The organism is Kitasatospora sp. NPDC057692 (assembly GCF_042799475.1).
Lineage (GTDB): Bacteria > Actinomycetota > Actinomycetes > Streptomycetales > Streptomycetaceae > Kitasatospora.
The window spans coordinates 25262-40248 of sequence record NZ_JBHVIV010000080.1 but is presented as its reverse complement, the minus strand read 5'-3'; the positions used below and the strand labels follow the sequence as shown (position 1 = coordinate 40248).

10 protein-coding genes and 1 pseudogene are annotated in these 14987 nt (G+C 76.2%); 9 read left to right on the top strand and 2 right to left on the bottom strand.

Annotated elements, in window-relative coordinates; genetic code table 11:
- The coding region (locus ACFVFS_RS32635) for a helix-turn-helix domain-containing protein (RefSeq protein ID WP_380628461.1) at positions 1 to 164 on the bottom strand (164 nt) is incomplete at its 3' end.
- A 117-nt stretch (positions 165 to 281) separates the two neighbouring features.
- Here ACFVFS_RS32635 and ACFVFS_RS32630 point away from each other — a divergent pair.
- The 9 genes and pseudogenes from ACFVFS_RS32630 to ACFVFS_RS32590 form a co-directional block, all read left to right on the top strand.
- A pseudogene (locus ACFVFS_RS32630) lies at positions 282 to 2873 on the top strand (molybdopterin-dependent oxidoreductase); the annotation flags it as partial.
- The gene (gene narH, locus ACFVFS_RS32625; RefSeq protein ID WP_380628458.1) at positions 2873 to 4501 is read left to right on the top strand and encodes a nitrate reductase subunit beta; all 1629 of its coding nucleotides are present in this window, start codon (positions 2873 to 2875) and stop codon (positions 4499 to 4501) included. The pseudogene ACFVFS_RS32630 and the gene narH, both read left to right, overlap by 1 nt.
- Complete coding sequence (gene narJ, locus ACFVFS_RS32620) at positions 4498 to 5112, top strand: nitrate reductase molybdenum cofactor assembly chaperone (protein ID WP_380628456.1); 615 nt, start codon at positions 4498 to 4500, stop codon at positions 5110 to 5112. Before narH ends, narJ begins: the two co-directional genes overlap by 4 nt.
- 31 nt (positions 5113 to 5143) lie before the next feature.
- On the top strand, positions 5144 to 5869 hold the full coding sequence (gene narI, locus ACFVFS_RS32615) for a respiratory nitrate reductase subunit gamma (protein ID WP_380628455.1): 726 nt from the start codon (positions 5144 to 5146) through the stop codon (positions 5867 to 5869).
- A 64-nt stretch (positions 5870 to 5933) separates the two neighbouring features.
- Positions 5934 to 7103: an AAA family ATPase gene (locus ACFVFS_RS32610; protein ID WP_380628453.1), complete on the top strand. Its 1170-nt coding sequence runs from the start codon at positions 5934 to 5936 to the stop codon at positions 7101 to 7103.
- A 32-nt stretch (positions 7104 to 7135) separates the two neighbouring features.
- Positions 7136 to 7609, top strand: a complete 474-nt coding sequence (locus ACFVFS_RS32605; protein ID WP_380628452.1) for a hypothetical protein — start codon at positions 7136 to 7138, stop codon at positions 7607 to 7609.
- Positions 7606 to 9342 carry a hypothetical protein gene (locus ACFVFS_RS32600; protein WP_380628451.1) on the top strand — a complete coding sequence of 579 codons (1737 nt, stop codon included), beginning with the start codon at positions 7606 to 7608 and terminating at the stop codon, positions 9340 to 9342. Before ACFVFS_RS32605 ends, ACFVFS_RS32600 begins: the two co-directional genes overlap by 4 nt.
- On the top strand, positions 9339 to 12185 hold the full coding sequence (locus ACFVFS_RS32595) for a bpX6 domain-containing protein (RefSeq protein ID WP_380628450.1): 2847 nt from the start codon (positions 9339 to 9341) through the stop codon (positions 12183 to 12185). The genes ACFVFS_RS32600 and ACFVFS_RS32595 overlap by 4 nt, the downstream gene beginning before the upstream one ends.
- A gap of 115 nt (positions 12186 to 12300) precedes the next feature.
- Entirely contained in the window at positions 12301 to 12861 is a 561-nt protein-coding gene (locus tag ACFVFS_RS32590) for a hypothetical protein (RefSeq protein ID WP_380628449.1), read from the top strand.
- A 12-nt stretch (positions 12862 to 12873) separates the two neighbouring features.
- Here ACFVFS_RS32590 and ACFVFS_RS32585 read toward each other — a convergent pair whose 3' ends face one another.
- The gene (locus ACFVFS_RS32585; RefSeq protein WP_380628447.1) at positions 12874 to 14865 is read right to left on the bottom strand and encodes a tetratricopeptide repeat protein; all 1992 of its coding nucleotides are present in this window, start codon (positions 14863 to 14865) and stop codon (positions 12874 to 12876) included.
- Positions 14866 to 14987: the final 122 nt, after the last annotated feature.

The following is a 14987-nucleotide window of genomic DNA, read 5'->3' as shown; positions in this document are numbered from 1 at the left end:
CCGGCCTCGCCGAGCGTGCGGTAGCGGTCGGCCCAGCGCTTGGCCGTGGTCGGCGAGACCTGGAAGCGCTCGGCGGCCCGCCGCAGCGGCCAGCCTTCCTCGACCACGCAGCGGGCCAGGCGCAGGCGTCCGGTCTCGGTCAGCGGTGCGTTACGGTGTGGCATGAGGGCCTTTCTGGCTGTCGGTGCAGATGTCGCAATCCACACCGAGCCAGAAGGCCCTCACTCATTTCAAGATCACCACGCCGTGAGCCCTGTCACCAACCTCCGTGGTCAGTACACCTAGGCGACACCGGCGAGGGCGCCGACTGGAAGCTCGCCGTCCTGGACGAGGCGACCGGGCGCCCCGCCGTGCCCAACGGCTCACTGGGCTTCCGCTGGACCGCCTCCGGCGAGGGCCGCTGGAACCTCGACCTGGAGGGCCTGCGCCCGCGGCTGACCCTGTACGGGGAGGCGGGCGGCACCCCGGTCGAGGTGCTGCTGCCGCGCTTCGACACCGACGGCGGCGCGCACGGCCAGGGCCGCGGCGAGACCGTGCGCCGGGGCGTTCCCGCGCTTCGCCTGGACGGCGGCGCGCTGGTCACGACCGTCTACGACCTGCTCCTCGCCCAGTACGGCGTCGGCCGCGAGGGCCTGCCCGGCCGCTGGCCCGCCTCCTACGAGGACCCGGACACCCCCGGCACCCCCGCCTGGCAGGAGCGGCACACCTCGGTGCCCGCCGCCCAGGCCGTCCGGGTGGCCCGGGAGTTCGCGCGCACCGCCGAGGAGTCCCGGGGCCGCTGCATGATCCTGATGGGCGCCGGGACCAACCACTGGTTCCACTCCGAGACCATCTACCGGACCTTCCTCGCCCTGCTCGCCCTGACCGGCTGCCAGGGCCGCAACGGCGGCGGCTGGGCGCACTACGTCGGCCAGGAGAAGTGCCGGCCGCTCACCGGCTGGGCGACCCTCGCGGGCGCCTCCGACTGGTCCCGCCCGCCCCGGCAGGCCATCGGCACCGGCTGGTTCTTCCTGCACACCGACCAGTGGCGCTACGACACCTACCCCGCCGACGTGCTCGCCTCCCCGCTCGGCACCGGCCGCTTCCGCGGCCTGGCCACCGTCGACCTGCTGGCCCGCTCCGCCCGGCTCGGCTGGATGCCCTCCTACCCGACCTTCGACCGCAACCCGCTCGACCTCGCCGACGAGGCCCGCGCCGCCGGGCGCGACCCGAAGGAGCACGTCGTCGCCGAACTGAAGGCCGGGCGCCTCGGGTTCGCCTGCGAGGACCCGGACGACCCGGCCAACTGGCCCCGGGTGCTGACCCTGTGGCGGGCCAACCTGCTCGGCTCCTCCGCCAAGGGCGCCGAGTACTTCACCAAGCACCTGCTCGGCACCCACTCCTCGCTGCGCGCCCGGGAGGCCGGCGAGGAGGTGCGCCCGCGCGACGTCCGCTGGCACGCCGAGGCCCCCGAGGGCAAGCTCGACCTGCTGCTCTCGCTGGACTTCCGGATGACCTCCTCCACCCTGCTGTCCGACGTCGTGCTGCCGGCCGCCACCTGGTACGAGAAGCACGACCTGTCCTCCACCGACATGCACCCCTTCGTGCACTCCTTCGCCCCCGCCGTCGACCCGCCCTGGCAGGCCCGCACCGACTTCGAGGCCTTCCACGCGATCGCCGCGCGGTTCAGCGAACTCGCCCGCGACCACCTCGGCACCCGCTACGACCTGGTCGCCACCGCGCTGCAGCACGACACCCCCGGCGAGACCGCCCAGCCCGGCGGCACCGACCTGGACTGGCGGGCCGGTGACTGCGAGCCCGTCCCCGGCGCCACCCTGCCGAACCTCGCCGTCGTCGAACGCGACTACACCGCGGTGGCGGCGAAGATGGCCTCGCTCGGCCCGCTCGTCGAGCAACTCGGCCTGCCCGCCAAGGGCGTGGCGCTGCACCCGGCGGAGGAGGTCGAGCAGCTCAAGGCCCGCAACGGGGTGGTGCGCGGCGGCCCCGCCGACGGCCGCCCGGCCCTGGACACCGCCGTCAAGGCCTGCGACACCGTGCTCGCCCTCTCCGGCACCACCAACGGCCGGCTCGCCACCCAGGGCTTCCGCACCCTGGAGCGCCGCACCGGACGGGAGTTGGCGCACCTGGCCGCCGAGCACGAGGGTCGCCGGATCAGCTACGCCGACACCCAGGCCGCCCCCGCCCCCGTCATCACCTCGCCCGAGTGGTCCGGCAGCGAGTCCGGCGGCCGCCGCTACAGCCCGTTCACCCTCAACACCGAGCACCTCAAGCCCTGGCACACGCTCAGCGGCCGCCAGCACTTCTTCGTCGACCACGACTGGATGCACGAACTCGGCGAGGCCCTGCCCGTCTACCGGCCGCCGCTGGACATCCGCCGGCTGTTCGGCGAACCCGCCCTCGGGCCGGACGGGCAGCGGGAGGTGACGGTCCGCTACCTCACCCCGCACAACAAGTGGTCGATCCACTCCGAGTACCAGGACAACCTGTTCATGCTCGCCCTCTCCCGGGGCGGGCAGGTGATCTGGATGTCGGTCGAGGACGCCGCCGCCATCGGCGTCGCCGACAACGACTGGATCGAGGCCGTCAACCGCAACGGCGTCGTCGCCGCCCGCGCCGTCGTCTCGCACCGCATGCCGCCCGGCACCGTCTACATGCACCACGCGCAGGAGCGCACCGTCAACGTGCCCCGCGCCGAGACCGGCGGGCGGCGCGGCGGCATCCACAACTCGCTGACCAGGGTGCTGCTCAAGCCCACCCACCTGATCGGCGGCTACGCCCAGCTGTCCTGGGCGTTCAACTACCTCGGCCCGACCGGAAACCAGCGCGACGAGGTGACGGTCATCCGCCGGCGCCGCCAGGAGGTGCGGTACTGATGCGCGTGATGGCCCAGCTCGCCATGGTGATGAACCTCGACAAGTGCATCGGCTGCCACACCTGCTCGGTCACCTGCAAACAGACCTGGACCAACCGCCAGGGCACCGAGTACGTTTGGTTCAACAACGTCGAGACCCGCCCCGGCCTCGGCTACCCGCGCCGCTACGAGGACCAGGACAAGTGGCGCGGCGGCTGGCGGCTCGACCGGCGCGGACGGCTCAAACTGCGCCAGGGCGGACGGCTCTACAAGCTCGCCTCGATCTTCGCCAACCCCGTCATGCCCACCCTCCAGGACTACTACGAGCCCTGGACGTACGACTACCGCGCCCTCACCGACGCCCCGCTCGGCGAGGACTACCCCGTCGCCCGGCCGCACTCGCTGATCACCGGCCGCCCGATGGCCGTCGAATGGTCGCCCAACTGGGACGACGACCTCGGCGGCGCCCCCGAGCACGCCACCGCCGACCCCAACGTCGAGCGGATGCGCCGGGAGGTCGGCGAGCGGATCCGCTTCCAGTACGAGCAGAGCTTCATGTTCTACCTGCCCCGGATCTGCGAGCACTGCCTCAACCCGGCCTGCGCCGCCGCCTGCCCCTCCGGCGCGATCTACAAGCGGGCCGAGGACGGCATCGTCCTCGTCGACCAGGACGGCTGCCGGGGCTGGCGCCAGTGCGTCACCGGCTGCCCGTACAAGAAGATCTACTTCAACCACCGCACCGGCAAGGCCGAGAAGTGCACCTTCTGCTACCCGCGCACCGAGGTCGGCCTGCCCACCGTCTGCTCCGAGACCTGCGTCGGGCGGCTGCGCTACCTCGGCGTGCTGCTCTACGACGCCGACCGGGTCACCGCCGCCGCCTCCGTCGAGGACGAACACGACCTCTACGAAGCACAGTTGGGCGTCTTCCTGGGCCCCGAGGACCCGGAGGTGCGGCGCGCCGCCGAACGCGACGGCATCGCGCACGACTGGATCGAGGCCGCCCGGCGCTCGCCCGTGCGCGCGCTCGTCAGCACCTACCGGGTCGCCCTCCCGCTCCACCCCGAGTACCGCACCCTGCCGATGGTCTGGTACATCCCGCCGCTCTCCCCGGTCGTCGAGGAGGTCGCGGCCGCCGGCCACGACGGCGAGGACGCCGGGAACCTCTTCGGCGCGATCGACGCCCTGCGCATCCCCGTCGAGTACCTCGCCGGACTCTTCACCGCCGGCGACCCCGGCCCGGTGCGGGCCGCCCTCGACCGGCTCGCCGCGATGCGCGCCCACATGCGCGCCGTCAACCTCGGGCGCGAGCCCGACCCCGCCGCCGCCGAGGCCGTCGGACTCGACGCCGACTCGGTCGAGGACCTCTTCCGGCTGCTCGCCATCGCCAAGTACGAGGACCGCTACGTCATCCCGACCGCCGCCCGGGCCGACGCCGAACGCCTGGAGGAGTCCGCGCTGCCCGCCGGCTGCGGCCTCGACCACACCGACGGCGCACCGGGCGGCGCCGACGGCCCGTTCGGCGCCGGATCGGGACGGCGCCCGCTGCCACTGGTCACCGTCGAGAGCTTCCACGGCCTGCGCAGGCGCCAGACCGCCGACAGCCCGCCGCCGCCCGGCGAGGCCGCCTCCGGCGAGGAGCCCGCACCGTGACCGCCGACCCCCGCGCCCTGGTGCGCCGAGCCGCCGCCGAGTGCCTCTGCTACCCGGACGCCCCCCTGCCACCGCTCGCCGAACTGCTCCGGCCGGTCCGCCACGCCGCTGCCGCGCCGCTGCGCGCCTTCCTCGGCTGGGCCGGATCCCTCCCCGGCGGCGAACTCGCCCGCCACTACGTCGAGGTCTTCGACTTCACCCAGCGGCACAGCCTGCACCTCAGCTGGTGGACCGACGGCGACACCCGCCGGCGCGGCGAGGCCCTGCTGCGCTTCAAGGCCGCCTACCGGGCGCACGGCCTGGAGGCCACCGGCGAGGACCTGCCCGACTTCCTGCCCGCCGTCCTGGAGTTCACCGCCGCCACCGGCGACGAGACGCTGCTGCGGGAGCACCGGCCCGCCCTGGAACTCCTGCGGCTCGCCCTCACCGAGCACGGCACGCCGTACGCGGACGTGCTCGCCGCCGTCTGCGCCACCCTGCCCGGGCCGTCCCCCCGGGACCGCGCCGCCGCGCTGGCGCTCGCCCGGGGCGGGCCGCCGCGCGAACAGGTCGGCCTGGACGCCCCGCCCTACGGGCACCTCGGCCTGCTGCCCGTCCTGCCGTCGCGCTGACCGTTCCGCCCACCTGACCGGAGGCACATCGATGGACACCTTCCTCTGGGGCGCGCTGCCGTACACCGCCGCGGCGCTGCTGGTCTCCGGCCTCGTCTGGCGCTACCGCTACGACAAGTTCGGCTGGACCACCCGCTCCTCCGAGCTCTACGAGTCCCGCCTGCTGAACATCGCCTCCCCGGTGTTCCACTACGGCATCCTCTTCGTGCTGGCCGGCCACCTGATGGGCCTGTTCGTGCCCGCCTCCTGGACGGACGCCGTCGGCCTCGACGAGCACGCCTACCACCTGCTCTCGCTGTTCGCGGGCTGCGCGGCGGGCTTCCTGGCGATCGCCGGCATCCTCGTGCTGCTCTACCGCCGGCGCCGCAACCCCGCGGTGCTGCGCGCCACCACCCGCAACGACAAGCTGATGTACGTCGTCCTGCTCGCGGCGATCGTGCTCGGCCTGGTCGCCAAGCTGATGCACTCCTCGCTCGACTCCGGCTACGACTACCGCACCACCATCGCCCCGTGGGCCCGCAGCCTGTTCACCCTGAGCCCGGACGTGAGCCGGATGGCGGACGTGCCGGTCGCGTTCAAGGTGCACGCCGTGGTCGGCCTGCTGCTGTTCGCGCTGCTGCCCTTCACCCGCCTGGTGCACATGTTCAGCGCCCCCGTGCAGTACCTCTTCCGCCCGTACATCGTCTACCGCAGCCGCGACCCCCGGCAGCCCGCCGGCGGCCCGGTGCCGCGCGGCTGGGAGCAACTCGACGACTGACCGCGGCCGGCCGGCGGAAACCCGCTGGTGGCGGCCGGCCGGCCGCCCGTAGACTCCGGTGCTCGTGACCGACACCCGCACTCCCGCCGCCCCGCCCGCCGCGCTCCGCCAGGACGCCGAACTGATCGCGGCCGCGGTGACCGCCGCCGGGCGCGGCACGGTCGACCGCGAGACGGTCGCCGAGGTGGTCGCGCTCTGCGCCGTCGCCGGGGAGCACCTGTTGGTCGTCGGCCCGCCCGGCACCGCCAAGTCGCAGGCCGTGCGGCGGGTGGCCGGGCAGCTCGGCGGCCGGTACTTCGAGTACCTGCTCGGCCGGTTCACCGAGCCCAACGAGCTGTTCGGCCCGGTCGACCTGCGCGGCCTGCGCGAGGGCCGGGTCGAGTTCGAGACGGCGGGCATGCTGCCCGAGGCCGAGATCGCCTTCCTCGACGAGGTCTTCCTCGGCTCCACCGCCGTCCTCAACACCCTGCTCGGCCTGCTCAACGAGCGGGTCTTCCGGCGCGGCGGCACCGTCCTCGCCAGCCCGCTGCGGGTCTGCGTCGGCGCGGCCAACCACCTGCCCGAGGACCCGGCGCTGGCGGCCTTCGCCGACCGCTTCCTCGCCCGGGTCTTCGTCGAGCCGGTCGCCGACGCCCGGCTGGAGGAGCTCCTGGAGACCGGCCGCCGTCCCGCCGCCCCGGTCCCCGCGCCCGCCGACGGCGCGAGCCTGCTCGGCGCGCTCGACCGGCTCACCGACGCCGCCCGCGCCTGCGACCTCGACGGCGTCACCCCGCTGCTCGCCACCGCGCTGCGCCGGCTGCGGGCCGCGGGCGTCCCCGTCGGCGACCGGCGGGCCGTCCGCTCCCAGCGGCTGATCGCGGCCGCCGCCGTCCTGGACGGGCGGGGCGCCGCCACCGCCCGCGACCTGTGGGTGCTGCCGCTGATCGCGCCCACCGCCGACACCCAGGCGCTGGCCCGCGACACCCTCGGCGACCTCATCGAGAAGGCCGCCAACGAGTCCCTCGCGCACGCCGCCGAGGAGCTCTCCCGCAGCACGGCCGCCCGCGCGGAACGGCTCGCCCGCACCGGCGCCGCCCTGCTCGCCGAGCACCGCGACCTCCCCGAGGGGCGTGACTCCCGGCTCCGCCTGGAGGCCGCGCTGCGCGAGATCGACGCCGGATTCGCCCCCGCCGACCTGCCCGCCGCACTGGGCGGCATACGGGCCGAGCTCGTCGCGGCGGTCTCCTCCTCGTGACCTCCGCCCACCTTCCGCACACCCGGCGCCCGGTGGCCGCTTCACCGGTGGCCCCGCCGCCGGTGACCGCGCCGCCGGTGACCGCGCCGCGGGTGGCCCCGCCCCAGGTGGCCCCGCGCTGGGAGCGCCGCGAGCCGCCGCTCACCGCCGCCGCCGTCCTCGCCGTCGGGGACGCCGTCCCGGCCCTGGCCGCCGCCACCCGCGCCCGGCTGCACGACGGCGCCCGGCTCGGCGTCCTCGCCGACGAAACCGCGCTGCTCGTCCTCGGGGCGGAGGACGACCTCCCCTGGTCGGACGGCGCCCGCTACCTCGGCCGGGACCGCGACCTGCTCGTCCCGACCACCGCCCGCCCCTGGCCCGCCCCCGCCCTGTGGCGCAGCGCGCTCGGCGCCGAACCCGGCGAGCTGTGCGTGCTCACCCCCGAGCACGCCCTCGTCGCCGCACCGCCCGCCCCCGCCGCCGACCCGGACGCGCTCACGCCCCACGCCCGGGAGGCCGGCCGATGAGCGCCGCCCGGCTGCCGGCCGCACTGGCCCCCTGGGCCGGTGCGCTGTCCGCGATCACCCCCGAACTGGCCACCGCGCTCGGACCGCTGCTGCGCCGTCTCGACACCCTCGTCGGGGAGCGCGAGCCGGTGACCGACGGGCCGGGGGAGCCCGACGGCGTGGGCGGACTCGGCCGGACCGGACGGCCCGACCAGCTGCTGCCCGCCGAGTGGCTGCTCGCCGAGGACCACCCCGAGGAGTTCCTGCGGCGCTACCTTGACCGCGAACTCCTCTACCTCGAACCCGAGTTCAAAAGCACCGCACCGCGCGGCCGGACCGTCGTGATGGTGGATGCCGGGCCCTCGCAGGCCGGGGCCGGGCGTCTCGTGCAGCTGGCCGCGCTGCTCGTCCTGCACCGCCGCGCCGCCGCCCGGGGCGGCGAGCTGCTGGTGGGCGTGCTCGGCGACGAGCCCGTGCAGTGGTTCGGCGGCGAGCCCGCCGACCTGCTGCCCGTGTGGCTCGCGGCCCGCCGCAGTGCCGAACCGGTCCCCGAGGACGTCGAGTTCGCCGCCGCCACCCTGGACGCGGCCGACCGGGCCTGGCTGCTCACCGCGCCCCGGCTCGCGGACCGGCTCGCCGACCGGTTCCCGGGGCGGGCCGCAGGGTCGGCTTCGGGCTCGGCTTCGGGCCTGCCCAGGGTCCTGACGGGCGAGCCGACCCGCTGGGGACCGGCGGGCGCCACCCACGTCACCGTCCGCCTCGACCGAACGGCCTTCGAACTGCCGCTGCCGGCCGCCGACATCGCCGTCCGGGCGCTGCGCGGCGCCGAGTTCCGCCGCGCCGCCCCGACGGCCGCAGCCCGGTCGGCCGCGGCCGCTCCGCCCGGGCGCGGGCTGCCCGCGTTCACCACCGAGGCCCCGTTCCTGCTCACCCGGGGCCGGGACGCCGGAACGGTCGTCGCCGTGGACGTGCGCGACATCGAGCGCCGGCACGGCTCCGACGTGCGGCCCAAGGCCCACCGCCTGCACGGCCGGGTGATCGCCGCCGGACGGCACGGCCGCCGGCTGATCGCCCTGCACCTCGCCGGCGGCCGGGTGCTCCGGCACGTCAGCGGCCGCCCGCTCGCCGGGCCCGCGGCACTCTCCGTCGACCCGGCCGAACTCGGCCTCGGCGAAGGCCTGCTGGAGCGCCTCGCCGGGCGCCCCGTGCTGCCGCTGCTGCGCACCGGGGACGACCTGCTCGTCCCGGTCGCCGGGCGCTGGCGGCGGATCGCCCCCGACGGCACGGTCACCGACGACGGGCCGGTCGGCCGCGGCACGGAACGCGAGCGCGGCTTCGACCGGTTCCGTGAACCGCGGCTGTTCGCGCGTGCCCTGCCGCCGGCCGCCGCGCGGGCGCGGCACCTGGTGCACGCGGACGGCACGGCCGCCTGGTCCGAGGACGGCAAGCACTGGACGGTGCGGACCAGGACCGGGGACGAGCGGCGGCTGTCCTTCCGGGAGAACGCCGAGGTGCTCGGCCTGGTCCACGACGGCCGCGAGCCCGCTCTGATCACCTGGTCGCCCGGCGGCCGCCTGGTCCGGGCGGTCCGCGCCGACGGCGTCCGCACCCTGAGCCGGTTCTCCGGCGGCGACCTCGCGCCGGCCGTGCACCCCACCCTGCCGCTGATCGCGGCCGAGACCTCCTCCGGCCGGATCGTCGTCGGCGATGCCGCGAACGGCCGGATCCACCACATGTTCGGGAGCGACGAGTGAACGCCGCGGGCTTCGTCTTCGACGTGCCGCTGATCGGAGCGGCGGAGGCCGCCGACCGCGTCCTCGGGCTGTGGTGCGAAGGCGCACGGATCCGTGAACTCCCCGACGGCAGCTGGCTGCTGACGCTTCCCGAGCCGGTCCTGACACGCCCCGACCGGGCCCCCGGCCTGCCGCTGGAGCGCACCGGGCGCGGCGCGCTGGCCGCCCCCGGGGCCTCCGCCGAGGCGGCCGGCGCCGGGCGGCTCCTGCTCCTGGACGCCGATCTGACGCATACTCATGTCATCGACGACCTGCCGGAGGTGGACCCGTCCGACTGGCTCCGGACCACCGGCCTCACCCTGCACCGGCCGCGCCCCGTCGGTGTCGCCCCCGCGCCCGAGGCGGCGCCCGTCGAGGAGTCCGTGCCCACCGCGCCCCGGCCCGACCTGAGAGCTGCGGCCGGCATCCGGCCGACCTCCGACCGGGCCCGCCGGCTGACCGCCGAGGCGCCGCCCGCCCCCGACACCCGGCGGCCCCGGCGGCGCGGCGGTCCGCAGCTCGCCGTCGACCCCCGCACCGCCAAGGTCATCATCACCCTGATGATCGTGCTGCCGCTGGTGCTCGTGGTGCTCTACGGCGTCGGACTGCTCGCGGACCGCGGTTTCGACCCGGGCGGCGTGGTGGTCGCGTCGGCCGTCGCGGGCGCCGCCTACGCAGTGCTCTTCGGCAAGCGCGCCGGCCAGGCCGGGGGCGGCCGGGCCGCCGGTACCTCCGCCGACGGCGGGGTCGCCCCGCGCGGGACCCGCAGGACCGGTCGCCCCTGGTTCGGCGACCGGCTGGCCCGGATCACCCTGCGCACCCCCGCCGCCCGCCTGCTCCACCAGCGGCACGTCCGCTACCTGCACGAACTCACCCGAGCCTTCGAACAGCACCGCTGGGAGGACGCCCTGCGCGACGCCTTCCCGCTCGCCTCCGGGCACCGGGACGGCGCGCCCGCCCGCACCTGGCTCACCCTCGCCCTGCCCCAGCGCTTCACCGGCCCGCTCCGCGCCACCCCCGCGACCGGCGTCACCACGGTGACGACACCGTTCCACAGCTCCACCGCCCACGCCCACCTCACCGGGCTCTACCGGGGCGCCGCCGACCGGCTGGAGAGCCAGGGCCGGATCGACGAAGCCGCCTACGTCCTCGCCGACCTGCTGGACGCGCCCGCCGAGGCCGTCGCCCTGCTGGAACGGCACGGCCGCCTCACCGCGGCCGCCGAACTCGCCGAGGGCCGCGACCTGCCCGCCGAACTGGTCGTCCGCCTCTGGTGGCGGGCCGGCGAGCGCGAGCGCGCCGTCCGCACCGCCCATCGCCGAGGCGTGTTCGCCACCGCCGTCGACCGCCTGGCCGCCACCGACCCCCAGGCCGCCCGCGCCCTGCGCGCGGCCTGGGCGGAGCACTGCCGCGCGGCCGGGGACCGGCTCGGCGCCGTCGAGGTGGCCTGGCCGGACCCGGGGCTGCGCCCGTCGATCGCCGCCGACCTGCGCGACGCCGTCGCCCTCGGCGGCCCCGTCCGCGGCCGGGCCCTGCCCTACCTGCTGGCCCTGGGCGCGGGCGACGCCACCCGCGCCCTCGCCCGCGCCGTCCTCGACGGCGACGGCGATCCGCACACCAGCGGGCGCTCCGCCCTGGCGGCCGCGCTCGCCGACCTGCCCGCCGCCGACGAGACCGCCGACCGCGAACTCGCCACCGCCGCCGCCCGGTCCGCCGTCCGCGACGGCGGCTTCGGCGGCGGCTTCGGCGGCGCCCGCGGCGGAGGTCCGGGCGGCGCGGCGGAGAAGGCGCTGTTCGACCGACTGCTGCGCCGCGCCGACCCGCTGGCGGCCGCCGACCTGCCCCGCCCCCGCCCGCTGCCCCACCTCCGCACGGCCGCCCCGACCTATACCGCCGCCGACCGCCCGGGCACGCTTCCGGTGCTGGACGCCGCCCTTCTCGCCTCGGGCTCCCTGCTGGTCGCCTGCGGCCAGGCGGGCGTCCGGCTGCTCGCCCCCGACGGCCGCACCCGCGCCCGCTGGGACACCCCGGCCGACCGGCTCGTGCTCGCCGATCACGGCGGCAGCGCGCTGCTGGTCACCGACCACGGCCCGGACCTGCGCGCGTTCGCCCACCTCGACCTCGCCACCCGCGCCGTCCGGCCGTGGAGCACCCTGCGGGCCCGCAACGTGGCGCCGTCCTTCGACGGCCGGCACCTGCTGGCCTCGGACGAGGGCGCCCTCGTCGTGCTCGACACCCGGACCCCGCGCCCGACCGCGGTCTGGCGCGAACTCGGCGGCGACCAGAGGCTGTTGGGCGGTATCGCGCGGACCCCGAACGGCTGTGCGGCCGTCGTCCGCTCGCCGCTGCCGGACGGTACCCCGCTCACCGAGGTGTGGCGCTGGGACCTGCCGGGCTGGGAGCTGCGCGGGCGCCTACGGGTGGACGGCGCCATCGCCGACCTGACCCTCGACCCGGTCACCCTCGCCGCCGGCAGCCTGCTCAGCGCCTCGGCCGCGGCGCCGGACCGCACCGTCCTGCAGTGGACCTCCGAGCTCCCTGACGTCGAACTCTCCCTCGACGGGGCGGCGTTGACCACCCCTGCGGCCGACGGCGACCACTGGGCGCTCACCGTCGCCGACGGCGCCGGACTGCGCGTCCACGCCGGCACCGGCCCGTCCTCCGCCCCCGCGCTCACCCTGCTCGTCCCCGACGCCTCCGGCCCCCGTGTCGGCGTCCGCCGTCACGCCGGCGCCGTCACCTACTGGCACCGGTCCGGCCGGGTGCTCGCCACCTCCGCGGACGGCGCCTCCCTCCTCGTCAACCTCCGGGTGACCACGGGCTGATCAGCGGCTCCACCCCATCCGGCGGGCGGCGGGATTCGGCGGATTCCCGCCCCCGGGGAGGACTACCCTACGAACATGGTCCGCTACCCAGTGCGGCCGGTTGAGGAGGACTCCTGTGTCGTCGCCCTGTGACCCCGCCCACGCCCGCGCCGGCGATGTGAGCACCGCCGTCATGGTGATGGACTCGCGGCTGAAGGCCATCTACGACGGCAAGACCGGCACCGACCCCGAACAGCAGCGGCTCGCCGAGGACTTCGTCGCCTCGATGGGCCCGGCGGACGCGGACGCGCTGCTGGACGGCGTCTGCACACTCATCTACATGTACATGGACTGGTTGCGGACGGTCTGCGAGCGCCACGACAAGGACGTCATCGAGCACGTGGTGCCCACCCTGGTGGCCACGATGCGGATGATGCCGAACACCTTCCGCCCCGAGGTCGTCCCCACCATGGCCGGCCTCCTCATCGCCTCCGGCACCGGCCTGAGCCCCAACCTGTGGCGCGCCCAGTACGGCGACTGGACCCGCGCCGAGATGAACCCCCTGGAGGCCACCGCCGTCCTGCTCGCGGAGCAGATCAACCGCATGGTCGGCGACGACCAGGAGTTCGCCACCCGCCTGATCACCGACGCGCTGGCCGTCACCGACGAGAACTGGCCTCCGGGCCCCGGGTGTTGAGGAGGGCGGCGGTCAGGGGGCCTGATGCGCTCCGGCGGGCGGGGCGCAGGAGGCCCGTTCCCGCAGCAGCTCCTCGCGCAGCTCGGGGTCCGGGTCGGCGGCGAGCGCCCGGGTGAAGTCCTCCACGGCGGCGGCCGGGTCGCCGAGCTGCCGATGGGCCAGTCCCCGGTTGAACAGGGCGAGTGGATCGGGGTCCAGGCCGATGGCGCGGTCCAGATCGGCGACGGCGCCGGGGACGTCGCCCCGCTCGAAGCGGATCGCCGCGCGGTTGGCCCAGGCGGTGGGCAGGTCGGGGGCGTGCTCGACGGCCCGGGTGAGCAGGGCCTCGGCCTCGGGGAGCCGCCCGTGTTCGCCCGCGATCAGGCCGAGCACGCAGAGCAGGTGCGGCTGGTCGGGGGAGAGGTCCAGGCCCGCGCGCGCGTCGCATTCGGCGAGGTCGAGTTCACCGGCGTCCAGGTACAGGCCGGCCCGGTTGACCAGCGCGTCGAGGTGGTCGGGCTCGATCCGCAGGGTCCGGTCGAGGTCGGCCAGGGCCGCCTCCGGACGCCCCAGGTCGGTGTGGGTCTCGGCGCGGTTGACGTACGCCTCGGGGAGGTGCGGGCCGAGCCGGATCGCGGTGCCGTAGTCGGCGATCGCCTCGTCCGGCCGCCCGGTGGCCCGGTAGAGGGCGGCCCGGTCGACGTAGTACTCCGCGTTCTGCGGGTCCTGTGCGATCACCGCGTCGAGGTCGGCGAGCGCGCGGACCGGATCGCCCGTCGCGAGGTGCAGTTGGGCCCGGTTGTGCACCAGCCGGGCGCGGTCCTGCGGGCGTTCGCCGGGCGCCAGGGCCTCCGCGAGCCGCGCGATGCCGTCCTCGACCGTCCGCAGCGCCGCCGCGTGGTCGCCGGCCCGGCTGTCCAGCAGGGCCAGGCCCTGACGGTGGAAGACGGTGGTGACGGTGCGCTCGCGCGGGTCCTCGATCTGCTCGGCGAGGGCGAGTGCGCGGTCCAGCCAGGTGCGGGCGGCGGTGAGGTCCCGGTCGGGCGCCGGCAGGTGGCGGGCGTGCAGCATGGCGGTGGAGTAGGCCGCCGACAGGTGGATCCTCGGCTCGTCGGTGGTCTGCCGAACCCGGTCGTAGAGCGCGAGCGCCTCGGCCGGGCGGTCCAGGGCGGTGAGCGCGGTGGCCAGCATGGTGGTGAAGGCCCACCAGTTCCGGATGTCCGAGGCCGGGGTGACCAGCCGCAGGCCGCGGCCGGCGAGCCGGACGGCGTGCTCGTAGAAGCCGCTCCGCAGGGCCGCGCCGAGCGCGGTGCGCAGTGCGTCGACGCCGTCGGTGGCCGGGCGGGTGCCGCGTTCGCGGTGGTAGGGGATCGCGCCCAGCTGCCAGGACCACTCCTCGGTGGCGGCCAGTTCGTCGGCGCGCTCGTCGTGCCAGGCGGGGCCGTGGGCCTCGGAGGTGTCCTCGGTGGTGTGTGCGGCGGTGTTCTCGGCGGCGAGGGGTTCCGCGTACGCGGCGACGGCGGCCGCGAGCGCCTCGGGCAGCGAGGCGCCTCCGACGTAGAGCCTCAGCCGGGACGGGTCGACGCGCCGCAGCAGCGTCTCCACGAGCTCGACGGCGGTGCCGTCGGCCTCGTCCACCCCGTCGAGCAGGACGGCGGCCGGCGTCCGTCGTTCCGCCGCCCAGGCCGCGACGAACTCGGCGATCCCGTAGGCGAGGTGGCGGGTGCGCCGGGCCGGGTGGAACCTGATCTGGACGTCCGCGACGTCCAGCGCCGCGACGGCCTCGGCGGCCCACGGCATCGCGGGCTTCAGGTCCCGCACCGCGCTGAGGAGTTCGACCTGGTGCCGGACCACCAGCGGGGACCGTCCCTGGTCGAGCACGAGGCGGCGGACGAACTCGCCGACACCGCCGTAGGGGCCGCGCTCCCAGACCCGGCAGTCGAAGGAGCCCAGCAGCCCTTCGGCCCCGGCGGCCGCCGCGCGCCGATCCCGGGGCAGCGATGCCTCCACCCAGACGTGCCGCATGCTCGACCCATCCCCTTCCCGTGCCGCCTCGGCTGCGCTGCCTGGTGGCGTGGCGGGGGGCGTCGAACGCCCCCGCCCGCCCCCGGTGTCAGGGGGGCGCCGGGGTTTCCCGACCCACAACA